Source organism: Pseudoalteromonas sp. A22 (assembly GCF_018141345.1).
Taxonomy (GTDB): Bacteria; Pseudomonadota; Gammaproteobacteria; order Enterobacterales; family Alteromonadaceae; genus Pseudoalteromonas; species Pseudoalteromonas maricaloris.
Genome location: NZ_CP047237.1, coordinates 43,191 through 61,132, shown reverse-complemented (window position 1 = coordinate 61,132; position 17,942 = coordinate 43,191). Strand labels below are relative to the sequence as shown.

Annotated in this window: 14 protein-coding genes; 10 read left to right on the top strand and 4 right to left on the bottom strand. The window is 41.7% G+C overall.

Annotated features, from left to right (window positions below; translation table 11 throughout):
- The first annotated feature begins 57 nt into the window (after window positions 1–57).
- The 5 genes from ppnN to GSF04_RS00195 all read left to right on the top strand — a co-directional run bounded on the left by ppnN (window position 58) and on the right by GSF04_RS00195 (window position 5,763).
- Window positions 58–1,401 (top strand): nucleotide 5'-monophosphate nucleosidase PpnN, encoded by a 1,344-nt coding sequence (gene ppnN, locus GSF04_RS00215; protein WP_211856988.1) that lies wholly within the window; start codon window positions 58–60, stop codon window positions 1,399–1,401.
- A 5-nt stretch (window positions 1,402–1,406) separates the two neighbouring features.
- On the top strand, window positions 1,407–2,177 hold the full coding sequence (xni, locus tag GSF04_RS00210; protein ID WP_211856987.1) for a flap endonuclease Xni: 771 nt from the start codon (window positions 1,407–1,409) through the stop codon (window positions 2,175–2,177).
- A 139-nt stretch (window positions 2,178–2,316) separates the two neighbouring features.
- Entirely contained in the window at window positions 2,317–2,700 is a 384-nt protein-coding gene (locus tag GSF04_RS00205; protein WP_010377120.1) for a DUF3192 domain-containing protein, read from the top strand.
- 167 nt (window positions 2,701–2,867) lie between these two features.
- Entirely contained in the window at window positions 2,868–4,559 is a 1,692-nt protein-coding gene (locus tag GSF04_RS00200) for a hypothetical protein (RefSeq protein WP_211856985.1), read from the top strand.
- Between the two features lie 196 nt (window positions 4,560–4,755).
- Window positions 4,756–5,763, top strand: coding sequence for an isocitrate dehydrogenase (locus tag GSF04_RS00195; protein ID WP_010377116.1), 1,008 nt, complete (start codon window positions 4,756–4,758; stop codon window positions 5,761–5,763).
- Window positions 5,764–5,797: 34 nt separating this feature from the next.
- Here the strand turns inward: GSF04_RS00195 and GSF04_RS00190 are convergent, their stop codons facing one another.
- Window positions 5,798–8,770 carry an immune inhibitor A domain-containing protein gene (locus GSF04_RS00190; RefSeq protein WP_211856983.1) on the bottom strand — a complete coding sequence of 991 codons (2,973 nt, stop codon included), beginning with the start codon at window positions 8,768–8,770 and terminating at the stop codon, window positions 5,798–5,800.
- Window positions 8,771–9,136: 366 nt separating this feature from the next.
- Between GSF04_RS00190 and GSF04_RS00185 the strand changes: the two genes are divergently transcribed.
- From GSF04_RS00185 to GSF04_RS00170, 4 genes are all read left to right on the top strand, one after another.
- Window positions 9,137–10,858 carry an acetolactate synthase 3 large subunit gene (locus GSF04_RS00185; RefSeq protein ID WP_211856981.1) on the top strand — a complete coding sequence of 574 codons (1,722 nt, stop codon included), beginning with the start codon at window positions 9,137–9,139 and terminating at the stop codon, window positions 10,856–10,858.
- Window positions 10,858–11,355 carry an acetolactate synthase small subunit gene (gene ilvN, locus GSF04_RS00180; protein WP_010377111.1) on the top strand — a complete coding sequence of 166 codons (498 nt, stop codon included), beginning with the start codon at window positions 10,858–10,860 and terminating at the stop codon, window positions 11,353–11,355. The genes GSF04_RS00185 and ilvN overlap by 1 nt, the downstream gene beginning before the upstream one ends.
- Window positions 11,356–11,508: 153 nt before the next feature.
- Complete coding sequence (locus GSF04_RS00175) at window positions 11,509–12,009, top strand: DUF4240 domain-containing protein (protein ID WP_010377109.1); 501 nt, start codon at window positions 11,509–11,511, stop codon at window positions 12,007–12,009.
- Window positions 12,010–12,284: 275 nt separating this feature from the next.
- On the top strand, window positions 12,285–13,445 hold the full coding sequence (locus GSF04_RS00170) for an FG-GAP repeat protein (protein WP_249122376.1): 1,161 nt from the start codon (window positions 12,285–12,287) through the stop codon (window positions 13,443–13,445).
- Window positions 13,446–13,515: 70 nt separating this feature from the next.
- Here the strand turns inward: GSF04_RS00170 and GSF04_RS00165 are convergent, their stop codons facing one another.
- The 3 genes from GSF04_RS00165 to GSF04_RS00155 all read right to left on the bottom strand — a co-directional run bounded on the left by GSF04_RS00165 (window position 13,516) and on the right by GSF04_RS00155 (window position 17,353).
- Window positions 13,516–14,214: a hypothetical protein gene (locus GSF04_RS00165; protein WP_211856979.1), complete on the bottom strand. Its 699-nt coding sequence runs from the start codon at window positions 14,212–14,214 to the stop codon at window positions 13,516–13,518.
- A gap of 62 nt (window positions 14,215–14,276) precedes the next feature.
- Entirely contained in the window at window positions 14,277–14,891 is a 615-nt protein-coding gene (locus tag GSF04_RS00160) for a hypothetical protein (protein WP_211856977.1), read from the bottom strand.
- 467 nt (window positions 14,892–15,358) lie between these two features.
- Window positions 15,359–17,353, bottom strand: a complete 1,995-nt coding sequence (locus GSF04_RS00155) for a methyl-accepting chemotaxis protein (protein ID WP_211856975.1) — start codon at window positions 17,351–17,353, stop codon at window positions 15,359–15,361.
- Window positions 17,354–17,586: 233 nt separating this feature from the next.
- Here GSF04_RS00155 and GSF04_RS00150 point away from each other — a divergent pair, with 233 nt between their 5' ends.
- Window positions 17,587–17,931: a hypothetical protein gene (locus tag GSF04_RS00150; protein ID WP_010605496.1), complete on the top strand. Its 345-nt coding sequence runs from the start codon at window positions 17,587–17,589 to the stop codon at window positions 17,929–17,931.
- Window positions 17,932–17,942 lie beyond the last annotated feature (11 nt).

Below are 17,942 nucleotides of genomic sequence, written 5' to 3'. Positions count from 1 at the left end.
CCCCCGTTTTGCTTAGTTATGCCAATTCGCTGCGCATTACAAACAAGGAGTAAGCCTATGCAAGTAGAGCTAAACCCAACTGGGGTTCTTAACTTATTATCTAGATTGGAAGTCGATTTACTTCAGCAGTCAACCACAAGTGAGAGATATAGGCTTTTTAGAAATTGTGCATTGGCGGTATTGAATGTAGGTAGTCATACCGATTCCAGTTCTGAAATCTACGATAAATACGAAGATTTTGATATCCAGCTACTCGCACGCGAGCGAGGAATAAAAATTGCGTTAAGCAATCCCCCCGAGTCAGCTTTTGTCGATGGTCAAATAATCACCGGTATTCATGAGCATATATTCTCTGTGATCCGCGACATACTTTTTATCTGTCAAAAATACCACGGTGAAAACAAATCGCCGGTAGAAATTACCCATATGGTTTTTGACATGCTGCGTAATGCTGATGCGCTTGAAGTGAATAAAGACCCTAACATGATTGTCTGTTGGGGTGGTCATTCAATTAATGAAGTTGAATACAAATACACCAAGGAAGTGGGTTATCAACTTGGGCTTCGTGGCCTAAACATTTGTACTGGTTGTGGGCCGGGCGCAATGAAAGGCCCGATGAAAGGAGCAACAATTGGTCATGCTAAGCAACGGATCTCGAATAACCGTTATTTAGGCCTTACCGAACCCAGTATTATTGCCGCTGAGCCGCCTAATCCTATTGTTAATGAATTAGTGATTTTGCCTGATATTGAAAAACGTTTAGAAGCGTTTATACGCATTGCGCATGGCATCATTATTTTCCCAGGTGGCGCTGGAACAGCTGAAGAGCTGCTTTATTTATTGGGTATTTTGTTACATCCAGAAAACGAAAAGCAATGTTTACCTGTGATATTAACAGGTCCTAAAGAGTCGGCTGCATATTTTGAAGAACTCAGTGCCTTTGTTGAAAAAACACTCGGGAAAGAAGCTCTGTCTAAGTTTGAGATTATCGTAGACAATCCAGAGCTGGTAGCCAAAAAGCTCAAACAATCGATGGCAACGGTGCGCGAGTATCGTAAGTCTGAAGGTGATGCCTATTACTTTAATTGGACATTAAAGATTGAAAATGATTTTCAGCATCCATTTGCACCAACCCATGAAAATATGTCGGGCTTAGACCTACACCTTGAGCAACCAAAACAATTACTGGCCGCTAACTTAAGACGTGCTTTTTCTGGTATTGTTGCCGGTAACGTGAAGGATGAAGGTATTACAGCAATTAAACAACATGGTCCGTATGAATTAAGTGGTGATAAATCACTGATGGCCGATATGGATAAGCTGCTAGGTGCATTTGTGACTCAGGGGCGAATGAAGCTACCTGGAAGTAAATATATACCGTGTTATAAAATTAAAGCTTAGAGTGAATGAATAATTTGTTGTTAATAGATGCGCTTAACCTTATCAGGCGCATCTATGCTGTTAACGAACCAAAAGGTAATAAAGAACAAGAGGCCCATATAAAGGCCTCTTGTCTTCGTGTAGAGCAAGCTACTCGTAGCTTGTTACGTAAAACGGGAGCGACACACGCCGTTGCGGTCTTTGATGGTGATAAGAGTTGGCGTTATCACTTCTACCCAAAATATAAAATAAGCCGTCAACCAATGCCCGAATTCCTAAATCAGAACCTCGATAAGTTTTCAGAAGCGTTTGCAAGTGTTGGTGTTAAATCATTTAACCCGGAACATGATGAAGCTGACGATGTGATAGCGACGCTTGCCTGTAAAGCCGCAGCTGCCAACGTTAACTGCACGATAGTATCGACTGATAAAGGCTTCTTACCCCTGATAAATGATGCTATCTCTGTGTACGACTATTTTAAAAAGTCGATAATTTCTATTGAAGATATCAAAAGTCGATTTTCTGTCACCCAAAGCAAGCTCGAAATGTTTTGGGCACTAAGTGGCGACAAGACGAACGATATTCCAGGTGTGACTGGGGTTGGGGTCAAGACGGCGCAAGAGCTGCTGGCAAAGCATGACGACTTTGAAAGTATGCTAAAAGATGAGACCGTAAAGCCTGCTGTAAAAGCAAAATTAGAGGCCGGAGCAAGCGACTATGTTACCAGCCTTGCGCTAGTGACACTAAGAAGAGATATTGAAATTGGCTTTAGTTTGAAGGATATACGAGTGGTTTGAAGGGACTTTTGATTAGCAATGTATTACATCGTCGCTAAGCGCTAGGCGAATGTAGATGACTTTGATATATTGCATACAAGCGTATCTCAGTTATTGCAGATACAAGGTCCGTTTTACCCATTCTTTATTGAGCAGTTAGATGATTAGGAAAATACTACAGTACATATTTCTTGGCCTTGCGGTTTACGTTACTGTGGTGTTTCTCGTGATCAATTATTATAAAGATGACCCGCAAGCGATGATTTGGCAGGACCGAGAAGCGTTTAACAATCGTTTCATTCGTAATCTTAGCCTTGAAAAGCCGACTGAGTTAGACACTGTGTTAGATACCTTGGGTAGCCCGGATCTAACGTATGTAAAGAAGAAACAAGACAATACGATTGTACAAATTGTGTTTTATCGTACTCAGCTTGTAAAACCAGATGGTATTACTACGGAAGATGAATGCACCGGATTATTGTTTGAAAATGGCATATTAAAGCTTTGGGGACCTGGTGCTCGGGTCACATTTGATAAAGTGTGATACCAATTAGATTAATTTTCCAACCAATTTGAAGGGTACAATACCATATTAGCTTCGTTAACAACGCCTCATTTAGAACAACTAAATAGCAAAGTGTTTGCCTTGCTAACAAAGCTATTTTACCGTTTTAAAATAGAGCGTTTACTTAATAAAATTGGTAAAGATAGATGGATGCAAGGATAGTTACTAGTAAAACGCTGTTCGCGATAGCCCAAGGTACACACAAAGTATTACGTCTTTATTATCACAAAGAGAAGTGGTCTTCTATCTACCCCACCCTAGTTAAACTTGCACAGCTTTATATGGACTGTTATGAGTCCTCGCCTAGTAGAATGCATGGGCAGCTTGGACTGTATTCACAAAACTTAGGTTACAACACTAATCTGGTCATGAATCAAAATGTGTTGGTTTGTATGGCTTGTCATCACTTAAAGTTTTCTCGTGCGGTAACCGAAGAGCTATTGCTTGCAAGCTTTGCGGACTATTTATGCGTAGCGAGAGAAAGCGATCAACTCGCAGCAGGTAAAAAGTTAGATGCACAGCAAGATAAGCTTTGGAAAGTTCGCCATCAATTGGCCGTACAAATACTGAGTGATGGGCAAACACCTAACTTGCAATGTTTGCGAATTTTATCTCGCCTTTCAAACTACGACAGCAAGCTAGTGGCTTCTACCCCTCAGCGCTTTAATGACCATGCTTCTTTGATTGTTGCAATTGCTCACCGATTAGCAAGCTTAATAACGCCAACACACAAGCAAAATTGCGTGGCTTTAGACAGAGCGATTAAGCTTCTTTATAGCAAGCTCAGTTATGCTTTTGCATTAAAAGTGCTGAGTGCAATTGCAGGGGCATTTGTTAAACATCCTGCGGGGTTGCTGTGCGAGATTAAAGGCGAAGTGGGCTTTTTGGTGATACAAAGCAATAGTGAAAAAATAATTGCTGTTGTCGAACAAGGGCAAACCAAAAAGCTGGCGAAGGCCAACCGTAAATTCCAGTTTCACTGTGGTTTAACTGCAACAACAGATGCAAAGCTACTTTACAATATCTGGGACCGAGCTGCTGAACCAGCAGCACTTCCATTCGGTTCTGAACATTTACATCTACTAGAAACAGTAAAAGCCTTATCTCACAGTCAATTTCAAAGTATTCGTGCACTTGAAAAGCTGATTTGCGAGTTCGATTCGGTGTCAAGTGCATTGCAGATCGCAGCAAAGCAGTATAACCGTGAAAATCTAAAAGCCGCATCGGTTAGGCACTCTCTCGCCATGGTAGGACTTGATGCCGCTGGATTACTGGCGCAGCGAGTATTGCTTGAGCAGATCATAGCCAATCATAAGCTTCCTTTCACAGAAGATATCGTGCATAAATATGGCGTAATTAGTCAAATCATCGCCTTATATGTTGGTGAAAGTTATGGTGAACAATTTGAGCGTTTATTGTCGCCATTTGCAGCGGTTATTGTATTTTTAGTGACTAAACAAGGGGTAGAGATCCAACATGCCACGGCACTCCATTCTCGTGAGTATTCAGAAGAACTAGTATCAATTGCTAACCTATTTGGGATCCGCGCAATAGCAAAAGATAAATACTTAGACTTTAATCAGCAGTACTTTGAAAAAAGCATTCTTCATAAGGCAATGCTAGATAGCGAAACGTTAAAAAAATCTCAGACCAACACACAGTGTAAACTATTCATTTTTATTAAACTGATTGCACTTAAAGTGATATCCCCCACTTTTGTGTTAACAGCATGGCAAAAACAATTAGTCGATGACGTATTAGCTGAAAGTCGTTTTGTTACCGCACAAAAGTTTGATGTAGCGCTACTAGAGGCCGGATTTTACTCATCTATTGCCTGATATTTATTCTATAAATACTATCAATAACAAGCATAAATCATATGTATGTCATTTTTTCATTCCATACTGGAATAAGACCTAATTAATTGCTATAAAACGCGGCTTAAACAAGCGAACGTACACCTTTGTTAATTTCTACTAAACTTAGTCTGCAATTCTTCTCGGGTGTATTCCAACTTTTGATAAAGGAAAAAACATGGCACAGCAAACCATCACAGTTATCCGTGGCGACGGCATTGGCCCTAGCATCATCGATTCAGCAATCGAGATCTTAAAAGCCGTAGGTTGCGACTATGAATACGAGTACGTAGACGCAGGTTTGGCTGCTTTAGAAAAAACAGGTGAATTACTTCCAGCAGCAACGCTAGAAGCAATTGAGCGTAACAAAATCACGCTAAAGGGCCCACTAACTACACCTGTTGGCGAAGGTTTCACTTCAATTAACGTGACATTGCGTAAGCATTTTGGCCTTTACGCAAACGTTCGTCCAGTTAAGTCATTTGAAGGTACTAAAGCACGTTACGATGACATTGATATCATTACCGTACGTGAAAACACGCAAGGTATGTACTCGGGTCTTGGTCAAGTTGTTTCTGAAGATGGCAACGAAGCGGAAGCAATGTCAAAGATCACTCGCGAAGGTGCCGAAAAGATCGTAACTTTCGCTTATGAGTTAGCACAGCGTGAAGGTCGTAAGAAAGTAACAGCGGTTCACAAAGCGAACATCCTAAAATCAACTTCAGGTCTATTCCTTAAAGTTGCTCGTGAAGTGGGTGAGCGTTACCCTGAAATTGAATCAGCAGAAATGATCGTTGATGCCACTTGTATGAAACTTGTAATGACACCTGAAGAGTTTGATGTGATCGTCACAACAAACCTTTTCGGTGATATCCTTTCTGATCTTTGTGCGGGTCTTGTTGGTGGTCTTGGTATGGCGCCAGGTGCAAACATTGGTACTGATGCTGCAATCTTTGAAGCAGTTCACGGTAGCGCACCAGATATCGCAGGCAAAAACCTTGCAAACCCAACTTCTGTTATTCTAGCTTCAATTCAAATGCTTGAGTACTTAGGCGAAGCTGATAAAGCGGAAAAAATCCGCAGTGCAGTAGCTGACGTTATCAAGAGCGGTGACCGTACAACGCGCGATCTTGGTGGTAGCCACGGCACTACCGATTTCACACAGGCGGTAATTGAGCGTCTTTAATTCTTAACGCTCCATTTAATCCTCGGGTGGTGCGTCAGCACCACCTTCTTCTTAATCCCACTAGCATTCCACCAATTAATGCAAACCATCCGATACTGCCCCCAGACGATCCGCTATCACCAGAGTCCGTCGGCGTTGTTGTCGGTGCCGTCACTGTGATCTCAACAGTGCCTTTCGCGCTTTGATCTGCACCATCCGATAGCGTTAACACGACATTATATGTACCCGCTTGAGCGTAACTATGCGTTGTAGTTAAACCAGAACCTTGCGTACCATCACCGAAATCCCAATTAGCTTGATAGTTACCATCACCACCAGCAGCAGTTGCGACAAAGCTTGCCTGTAAGTTAGATGTGGTCGCTGTGGCTTCAATGCTTAGTGGTACTACGACTGTCACTGAGGTTGATTTAGTTACCGCTTCATCTTCGGCGTCTTTCACATTAAGTGTTACCGTGTACGTGCCGCTTAGCTCATAGATATGTTCAACTGAGTTAGATGATGCTGTTGTCCCATCACCAAAGTTCCATTCAAGCTCATAAGGCGCTGTGCCACCGATAATTTCGGCATTGAAGACAAAGCCTTGCCCTACTGCGGTCGCTTTGATATCACCGACTGTAAGCGAGATTGGCTCGACGTTGCCAACGCTAACATTTGAACTTAACGCTGAACTGCTCCCGTCAGCTTTGGTTCGTGTGAACATTACCGTATAGTTGCCAATATCTTGATAGCTGTGAAGAGGTGAAAGCGCGTTACTTGTTTGACCATCACCAAAGCTCCACAAAAAACTATCTGATTCGTTTAATGCTAAACCTTTGACATTAAACTTAACGGTGTTCTGAGATTGTACTTGAGTGATTTTAGGGTCGCTGAGATAAATCACACCGACTTGCGCGCTGCTTGCATCTTCTTCTATGGTATTCAATCTAAGTTGAACACCAAAACCAGGCAAACTAACACCTGACTCTTTTTGGATGGAGAAAGTGTAATCCTGAGTATCATCAAACGTACTGATTGGCGTGAGATGTTGATCGCCAAGACCTGCTTTTTGAGTATCTAAACGCAGTGTTGCATCTTTGACCTGAATAATACTCGTTGCAGGTGTCGTACCGTCGGCTTTGAAAATTGGGTTTTGGTCTTGGTCAATTACCAACATTTCGCCAGAACCTGGGTGTAACGAAGTAGAATTATTGCTTTGTCCATCGTTGCTGTACCACATCAACACACCAGAATTATAACCAGACAAAGACAAACCAGCATCTAACCCTCTAAATGAGCGTAAATGCGCGTAGTAAGCGTTACTAGGTTTAGCTCTGTAACCTGATATTTTACGAAAACCGTTGTAGACTAAGTCGTTTGTTGGCTCTGCGGTATTGGTATAAATTTGCGTACCATCCGCTGTCACTGCGATGTTATCTAGTAATACCCCTTTAAGTGTTTCAAAATCGTCAGTTTGATAAACGAATGTTACGGTGACAGTTTGTCCTCGGTACGCTGAGATATCAAAATCTAGCGTAATTGGGTTAGCCCCAAAAGCAGACGACTCGCCATCCATGTAATTAGTGACACTGGCATAATTTGGATGATTTGATTTTGTGGTATTGCCTGCAATTGGCTGTCCATTTACCGCCACTTGGAAAATATCGTAGTTAAGCTCGATACTATAATTTGCAAGCATGGATAATGAAATTTGGCTTGCGTTAGGCAAGCTTACGGTAAAACTTGCTTGGTTATTGAGTTTGTCGTCTTGTCCTGAGTAATAGTGATAATTTCCATCAAGTGGCGTTACAAATTCCTCTAGTTCCGCAGGCAAATTTATCTTTATTTGATTCGTAGTACCATTGTTCACCCCAATATCTGTGAGTGTTACCGTTTGTTCTGTACTCAAATCATCAAACGTGTACTCGGTTTGGGTTAACCAATTACCTGCGTAATTTTGTTGCAAAAACTCAAGGCTTTTAGGGGAGAACTGGGTGGGTTGCGAGCCACTTAATTGACCTAAGTAACTGCCTGAAGACATGACTGACCAAAGCGCAACAGGTTCACCTATGTCATTGGAATTTAAGTCGTATTCGTCCGGTAATCCGAGGTCATGACCAAACTCATGGACAACCACACCGATTGCAGCATCAATAGGATTAATAGTGTAGTTATAAACCTTGTAATTGGTATCTGGAATTGTCTTTGGCTGGTTGTTTTCATCAAATACGAAGAAGCGATGTGACCAAATTGCGTCAGTATCTAATACGCCGCCACCTGCTTCTTGACCGATACTTGAATGAAATAACATGACATGGTCAATAATGCCGTCAGGCTCAAGGCGGTTGCCATCACCATCTATGTCATTCAAATCTGTTTTATCGTACTCAGATAAGTCGATATTAAATTGAGTTACAGCTTTGCTTACAGCTTCGAACACTAACTCATCGGGTCGTAAGTCTCGGGTATCGCCTTCTTGTTCGCCATAGTAGGCTGCATTTTGAGCGGCTCTTACCCAGCCAAATGCATTGCCAGATACCTTGAAGCTTCCGCCTGAGGCCGCTTGATAAAATTGGGTAGCGGATTGCAACGATTCATTGTTCGGCCCGTTATAGCCGCTATCTGAGTACAATAATGATTGGTAGTGAGACGCGGGATAGCTCGAGTAGTACATATCCGTATCACCCGGGTTTAGTCGGTTTTGGTCGTTAGGCAAATCCGGGAAATCGACCAGAATAGCAAGAATTTTCGCTTCATTAAGTGTTTGCGCCGTGCCCACCGCAAATTGTTTGCCCAACTTAGTATTGCCAAGGTGCACGTTTTTAATTGCATAAGGTGTTTTTATTTGGCTGGCAATGGGCTTTGTTTTGGCGAATTGCTCAATTGCAATTTTCCGCTCGTATTCACTCAGTGTGCGGCCGAGCTTTTTCTCCTGCCAGTAGATAATTTGATCTTTATAGAGCACCTGAGCTGACGCTGTACTTGATAGCAGCGTGGCCGATGCCAATATGCTTAGTTTAAAAATATTCATCTAAGAGACCCCAGTACAATTGAGTCTTAAGTTTAGCATTTTTATCGCTTTGTTCCCGTATAAGTGCTACTAAATAAAAAATCTAATTGGTGGTGAATTTTAAATTGAAATGTAATATTTCAACAATTGAAAGGTGGAAAGGTGGAATTTATATCTAATACTGTGTAGGCTAACTTTGAAATCAACTTAAAGGCAAAATAATGACTAATTTCTTTCAACTAATCGTTCTCGTGGTGGTACTGGTCTCTTCATAGAGTTCAGCGGGGAGCTATTACTTGAAAGAAATACTCAAACCCCGCAACCAGCGGGGTTTTTTTTTGATTTTAGAAATATAACAGGCACGCACAGTCAACGAGGAATGAGGTAATGGCAGAGCAATACAACGGCTCCGAGCTAGTAGTAAAAGCATTGAGCGCATTAAAAGTAAAATACATATTTGGTTATCCCGGCGGATCGGTTCTTGATCTTTATGATGCCTTGTTTCAGCAATCAGATATTGAGCATATCTTGGTTAGACATGAGCAAGCAGCAACCCACATGGCAGACGGTTATGCCAGAGCGACGGGAGACGTCGGTGTCGTCCTTGCGACCAGTGGCCCTGGTGCCACTAACTGCATTACAGGGATCGCGACGGCTTATATGGATTCAATCCCAATGGTTGTGCTCTCAGGGCAAGTACCTTCAAACCTAATCGGCGATGATGCGTTTCAAGAAACGGATATAGTTGGTTGCTCTCGTCCTATCGTTAAACACAGTTTTAACTGCCGCGATGCGACAAAAATCCCAGAAGTATTAGCTAAAGCATTTTATCTAGCAAACTCTGGTAGACCGGGACCTGTTGTGGTTGAGCTGCCAAAAGATATTTTAAACCCTGCGCTTAAATTCGATTATCAGATGCCTGAACAGATTGATATGCGTACTTACAACCCGAGTGTAAAAGGGCATTCCAAGCAAATCCGCAAAGCGGTTGAAGCCATTATTGAAGCGAAGCGTTTGGTTATCTATTCTGGCGGCGGCATTATTCTTTCGAATACCTCGGAAAAACTAACTGAGCTGGTTGAGAAATTAAACGCGCCTATCACCAATACCCTAATGGGTCTTGGCGGGATCAGTGGCACACACCCTAACTTTATTGGCATGTTAGGGATGCACGGTAGTCTTGAAGCGAATAAGGCGATGGCGAATGCCGATGTTATCTTAGCGTTAGGGGCGCGTTTTGATGACCGTGTGACCAATAACGTTAAGAAGTTTTGTCCGGATGCCAAAATTGTTCACGTTGATGTGGATCCAACTTCAATTTCTAAGACCATTCAAGCGCATATTCCAGTTGTGGGCTGCTTAGATACAGTGATGGAGCAATTGCTACGCGGTATCGAAAAAAGCGAGAAGCGTATTGACCGCGCCGCACAAGAAGATTGGTGGCAAGCAATTACCACATGGCGTGCTCAGAAATGCTTGTCGTTTACTGCGGGTGTAGAAAAAATCAAACCGCAAACGGTTATCGAAAAGCTATACCAAATGACCAGTGGTGACGCGTATGTTTGCTCAGACGTTGGACAACACCAGATGTTTGCAGCGCAGTACTATCCGTTCAAATCACCTCGTCAATGGATTAATTCAGGCGGCCTTGGCACCATGGGATTTGGTTTACCCGCTGCGATGGGCGTAAAAATGGCATTTCCGCAAAGTGAAGTATTGTGCGTAACTGGGGATGGCTCTATCCAAATGAATATTCAGGAACTTTCAACCTGTTTGCAATACGGCCTTGCTGTCAAGGTCATCTCGTTAAACAACCGCTCGCTTGGTATGGTACGCCAATGGCAAGACATGATGTATGAGGGACGTCACGCAAGCTCTTATATGGAATCACTGCCTGATTTTGTTGCGCTTGCAGAGAGTTATGGCCATATCGGTATTCGGGTTGATAAACCTGAGCAACTTGATACGGCGCTGGAAAAAGCAATGTCGATTAAAGACAGACTTGTATTTTTAGATATTTTGGTTGATGAGTCTGAACATGTGTATCCGATGCAAATTAAGCAAGGTGCGATAGACGAGATGTGGTTGAAAAAAGGAGTAAAAGCATAATGAGAAGAATATTATCGATTTTATTAGAGAATGAACCTGGCTCTCTTTCTCGTATTGTGGGTTTATTTTCTCAACGTGCGTACAACATTGACAGCTTAACAGTGGGTACAACCGCAGACAAAACGCTATCTCGTATTACCATCACGACCCAAGGCGATGACCGCATTGTTGAACAAATCACCAAGCAAGTTAATAAGTTGGTGGATGTGCTTAAGGTTATTGATCTAACTGATATGCAGCACATTGAAAGAGAGCTGCTACTGGTAAAAGTCTATGCCAGAGATGAAGTAACACGAGCTGCTATCAATCGTGTTGCTGAGGTGTTCCAAGCCAGCATTATAGATATGGGCAAGCAAAGTTATATATTACAGATGGTAAGCTCAGCCGACCGTCTTGAGTCTTTCTTGGATCTATTACGTCACGAAAGCGACATTATTGAACTTGTGCGTTCTGGCGCGGTAGGTATTGGCCGTGGTGACAAAGCACTGAAAGGATAAAATTACTTACCTTTTAGCTATCACTGTTATCTTTTGGGCGGGTGAGTACATTGTATTACGTACAACCCGCTTCAGTTATTTGCATGGCGGCTTCGATTTACTCTCATTAGGTTACTGGCTATAATCTCGTTTTTATCAAGTTAGATTATGCACATGGAACTCGAACGCTTCTGGCAGCTTGTCACCGCCCCCGATCATTCAAACGATAATGAATATTTAAAAACGCGTTTATCACCGCTAAGTTCAGAAGAAATTGCTCAGTTCGATGCATTATATACCAAAGAACTAAGAGCACTGTGGCATTGGGATAACTGGAAAGTGGCCTACGTGATTGCAGGCTGTAATAGCGAATATGATTTCTTAGATTTTTGTAATTGGATTATCAGTCGCGGCCCTGAAGCGGTAAGCGTACTCACTGCGGAACCAGACGAATTAGCTAATAAGTTTGCTATTCCGAATAAAGACGACCTGCCCTACCCGTTTATTGACGAATTAGATTTAGTTGCAGGGTTGCTTTTTGAAGAAAAAAATCAAGACGAACTCCCATATCACAGTGTCGTGAACTTTCCGCCGCAAGGTAAAAAGTTTAAAAATAAACCAAAACAGTTAAAGGCTGAACTACCTCAACTGTTTGGTCAATATTGGCTTGGATAAGGTTTAGTTTATTGTTTTATATGATGGGTTTTAGTTGTTCTAGAGTTAGACGCTGAAACTCATCATTACCATCACAAAATGTCACTGCTCCAGACGCTTATCAATCCTTCTCGCCAACAAAAAAACTTAAGAACACAACCTCTTGTTAAGTCGTAAGCAGTGGAATACTATGTTGATTCCCTATATCGAAAACAAAAAGAATAATGATGAAAGCCCCCTCCTCCTCTATTTTAAAATACTTCCCTAGTTTGGCGTTAGTGATAGCCTGTCAAAGTATGGCTGTGCAACAAAAATTGGTAGCCGATGATGGTAAAGCAGAAGATCAGTTTGGTTATAGCGTAGCGATAGACGGCACAACTGCATTAGTTGGTGCCCATAAAGTGGATGCAAATACGAGTCAGGATATTGGTGCGGCTTACCTATACACGCTAGGTGCGTCTGGCTGGCAGCAACAAGCAAAGCTCATCGCGCAGCCTGCCAATGCAGGCGACACGCTTGGCGGCAATGTTGCCCTTAAGAATAATATTGCCATGCTTGGTGCGATAAATCGGGACGATAAAGGAGAAAATGCCGGTGCGGTGTTTGCTTTTGAGCGCACAGAAAATAGCTGGGTACAAAAACAAATTTTAACCGCCAACGATGCAAAAGCGGGTGATGCCTTTGGACAAAGCATTGCCCTCACCGAGCAATTTTTAGTGATCGGCGCACCACATAGCGATGCGCCACACAAAGACTCAGGTTCAGCGTATGTATACGAGAGAGAAAACAATAGCTGGCATTTTCAGTCAAAGTTGACGGCAAGGGATGGTGCTGATGGGGACTTATTCGGAATTAGCGTAGCAATAGATGGCGATACTATTTTAGTCGGCGCAGATTTAAATGATGAAAAAGCAGAAAAAGCTGGTGCGGTTTATGTTTATCAATTCGATGGTAAAAAGTGGAATTCGCAAGCAAAACTGATGGCAAATGATGCTGGGAACACCGATATTTTTGGTGTTCGCGTGGCTATTTTTGGAGATACAGCCCTTATTTCTGCCAGAAGAGATGATATCGACGGTATAGGTAAAGATGCCGGCTCTGCTTATCTGTTTGAGAGAACAAATGATAAATGGACACAAACTCAAAAATTAGTGGCTCCAGATGCCAAAGCGGATGATAGATTTGCACGCGGTGTTGCGTTAAGTAAGGACATGGCGTTTATCACCGCTATGCACCACGATGAAAAAGGTAATAACGCGGGGGCACTTTATCTGTACAAAAAACAACAAGGCCAATGGCAATATGCGTCTAAGGTATTTGCCAATGATGCCGCGCCAGAAGATAGGTTTGGTTGGAATATTGCGGTTTCAAATAACACCGCCATCATCGCAACTCCCCACCGCGATGACAAAGGAGAAGGCTCAGGTGCCGCCTATATTCTGGATTTGGTGGAATAATAGCGATTGGTAATGTCTGAGCTTGGCCTTAATAGGGCTGTGCTCACCGACTTATTCGATGAAGCGTTTTTTAGCCTTTTAGTTTTTTGATTAATGTTTCTGCAATTTCAACACCCAGTTCGATACGCTTTTTATCAATGTTTTCTGCTGTAGAATGTACTTGGGTATTTCGAATCATGCGCAATTCGGTAAGTTGATTTATATCTTCAATTTCCAATACACCCTCACGTATTGTCATTTCCCATTTGAACGTATGACCTGTGTCAACACCAGAACCCTCAAGTACCTTGCGAACCAGAGTCTCCACTTCGTTAAAGAGCAGGATAAGATTTTCTAGTGTAGCCTCAGCCCCTTTCGTAACAGTCTTAACACCAAACAAGTTATTCAGAAGCACGGCTGCTATTTGCCTATATGCATCCAAATATCGGCGATCTACACCTAAGCCTGTTCCGTTGTGGTATAGTTGATTTCTTATACGATGGTAATGCTCTATATCACCATCATCCAAACCGGCAAGTTTTGGTCTAGCTTTGTTAAATAGAAGATCAACCATCTTCGGAAAGCTATTTCCGGCTTCATCTACTTCCTTTCGTTGGAATTTCACTCCCGATATTTTTTCTGGGAGAGACAGAAAAGTTCTGATTGAAGTCTCAACTGAATTATCAATGCTAATGAAGGCTATTCTGCTATCAAAAGCCGTATCAAGTTGAATGTGTGAATCAGCATGTTTTAATAGTTCTAATGAGCCAGATGCCCAAGTTTCTTCCATATTCGATCTCTAATCCGTGACACAAGCCAAGCTTATGCGTCCTTGTTGAGGTGTGTTAGAAGTCATTTTTCACCGCTTAAGGTAATTGACACCTCTAAATATTCACTAAAATAAATCCCCAGTCCAATTGCAAAGCTTATTACAACAAAAGCGGCAAAATATTTAGTTAAGTAAAACGAGGCTTCCCCTTTTTTAACTCTTTTCCATTCACTTTTTAGTATGACTTGCGATTTTTCAATAATTGACGAAGTAATGCGCTCCACCTTTTTGGTGTCATGTATATTATTTAATGCGTCATCGAATAACGAGTTCATATTCTTAAACTCTTGCAACAATGCGGCATCATCTTTGGTATTTAGTCTAAGTTGCACGCTATGAAAGAGGCGAAATGCATCATTCATTGGTGTAGAAACTTTTCCAGCAAATTCTTTTAATAATTCCTTCGTAATTCCATTCTCACCTTTTATTTGCTGATATAGATGGGCTTCGCATGCCACTATATTTACATTAGATAAATAGCCACTAATATCAGCTCTCAGATCGTCGATCCATTGTTGCCGAAATTCTGATGTTTTTTGATCCTTACTTGCTATTAAATTAATAAATGAAATTACAGCTGTAATTATAGCTGCTAGTACAGCTCCCAAACCTATATAGATTGTAGGTGGTAACTCCATTGTGTCTCCGTGATATCTAACGTTTTAGTATTTGTGTGGCACGTTGTTTATGTTGCATAATCGCTTGTTGGGCCGAGTCGCTGCATACTTGGTGTGTCAGAGTTGCTTATCTAAAAATAAGCTTTTTAGAGACTCTAGTTCCCCAAGTTGGTTTAATAAACTTAGCTATTATTGTTTAAGCTGTTCCTACATTGCTCAGCGTTTATTGTTTAATCATTACATCTAAAATTGGCTAGATATGCAATTATATTTTTAACACGTGTAGAGGTAGACAGCTTGAGCAGTTAATTGTGTTAACTAATTGATAATTTAGATTCTAATGCTTTCGCTCTGCTTTAGCCGTCGTTGCATCTAAGTTGAATTCGGGCACTATCAATCGCAAGATACCAGCCATTGCAGTTCTTAGTCACTCCTTACAACTTCACCTTAGCATCGCGCCAAAAGATAAAAAGCACTCTAATCCTAATCTAGCTCTTATCAATTTTAAATATATCCATTGTGCGTTGTAGTGTGTCGCTATTTAGTTTCATATCTTTAAACAATTCATTTAACGCTTTCGATGTATCTAATTCATGGTTTGCGGCTTCAAGCACTGCAGCGGTGTTTTGTGATATATCGGCGGCGACTTCTGATTGTTCGCAGGCTGCGGTGGCAACTGAGGTCGTTAGCTTTTCAACATGCGAACTGTGTTCGTTTACTTTGAGGGATACTTTACGCGTTTCTTCTACTTCGTTCATGGTATTTTGTGTGAGCAGTGTGTTTTCTCTGATTGATTTAACAACGCTTTGGCTTATTTCTGACAAGCTAAGTAACAGTGTGGAAATTTGCTCTGAAGATTGTTTACTGTTGTTTGCAAGTCCACGCACTTCATCGGCTACAACTGCAAAGCCACGACCGTGCTCGCCTGCGCGGGCTGCTTCTATTGCGGCATTGAGTGCAAGCAAGTTAGTTTGCTCGGCAACACTGCGAATGGAGTCCAAGATAGTATTTATCTCAGAAACCTGCTTTTCCATACTCGCGGCCATCTCGTCGACGGCGTTCATACTCGTCGAGAGGGTTTTCATGGTGTCTAAGTTTTTTTGGTTGTCTGCAAGTAACTGCTGTGATTCGATGTTAAGTTGGTCGCTGGCATCCAGGGTATCTTGCGCGAGTTTTGCAATTTCTTGGCTGGTTGCGGCCATTTCTTCTATTGCAACCGCAATGGAAGATGCCATGCCTTGGGTTTTTTGTGCATCCTCATTGACGTTAGAGGCTGCTAAATGCATTTTTTCGCCAAGCTTAGTACCTACCTTTACCGACTTTGCCAAGCCTACCATTAAGTCTTTGAAAGCATTTATTGTGTTATAAACCGACTCGGAAATCTGTCCTAACTCATCACTTGTATTTAAACGCATATCTAAAGTTAAATCCCCCTCTTCCGCTACCTTTTTTAATATGTGCGTCAACTGTGAGAGCTGAGACCTCAGCGAGCGGATTAAATGGAAATTGATCAGCACGATAAAGCCAAGCACGGTGACGAAGAGCACGAACGTAAAAATGCTTTCAAAGGCAATATCAGATTTGCGCTGTTTACTATCTTTAATTGTTTTTTCCCATACCGAGTCAAGTTTGGCTTTTAGTTTGCCGATTAAATTAGTTGCGGTTGCGAACCACTCAGCACTTGATGGTAACTCATCGAAATCAATGTTCCCTTGAGTGTCGAGTTTATCCAAAATACGCTTGAACTCTTTCGCTTCCCTTGAAGATAAAAATTCGTTTAAATTGTTTTGGTGAGTACCTTCAAGGGCAGTTTCCAATTGATGTAATGACATCTCTAGCTGTTGGCGATAGTACTTGATATCGTCTTTGAGGGTGTCTGACATTGCTTTTTTCGCAAGCACACCATTCACTTTGCCACGGATCTGTCCAAGGCGCTCTTTACTTTGGGCAATAAGGAAAGCAATAGAAAGTTCAGAAGATAGGGTTCTATCTGATACGTAGGCTTGAATTTTTGCTGCTGTGTTTAATGAAACTTGATTAAGTTTGCTGTAGTAAGCAAAAGCATTACTGCCATTTTTCCTGTCGACCTCACCTCTTACGCGGTTCTTATTGGCTTCCACTTCAAAAATATAAGGTAACCATTTTTGCACATTTTTATCTTTAAGAAACAGTGAAGAGTGAATACTCTTAAGCGTTGATATTGTTTGGTCGGCAATTTCACGTTGCGCCTCGACCTTTCGTTTGTTATCACTACTTGGGTTACCAAGGAATCCTGCCGTTAAGCCGCGCTCTACCGCATGGTGATGCGCTACTTTCTCAATGGCATCGAGTAAAACGACATAGTTGATATTTTGATCGGCCGCATTGTACTGTCTCCAGTTATTCAAAACGTTTTTGCCAACTAAAAATAGTAAAAATGCAAGCAGCGAGAAAGAGCTTATCATCGTGAGCTGCATAATCGAAAATCTTTTCAAAATACCCATTCGTCTCTCCGTAGCGCGAGCGTAGATTATTGTTTAATCAAGGTAACTATAGCCCAACAAAATTAAGGTGAGATATTTTGTAACAAACATCGTGATAGATTTAGCGTTTTGAGGCAGTAAGGATATGATAAATGTTACTTAAAGTAATTTTTCTGAAAACAAATGGTAATGCAGTGTTGCTACCTTCTTGTTGCTGATAATGGTATTGGCGTCAAAATTAAATAGAGGAATGTATGAAAGGATTTATCAAACTAATGTTAGTGAGCCTTGCGCTTATCTCATTGAAGTCATATGCAGTCGTATTTACGTGTAAAGGGATCGTGTACGACCTATATTCAAATGGTAATAATAGCTACGAAGTTAGGTTTGAGCGTGAGTCCGGAGTCGATCTTGAGCCTGTTATTATTTATCCAGAACAGCACTACCTTTTAGCTCCGGTTTTAGATGCTATCCGTGAAGGTGAAAAATACCGCACTGTATATCGCTTAGTTATTGAAAATAGAGATAGCGGTGATACTCGATGCCACGATGGTGAGAGTGAAAATGCCTTAATCGGTCTTACAAAAGTTATCGATTAAAAAACAAAAGG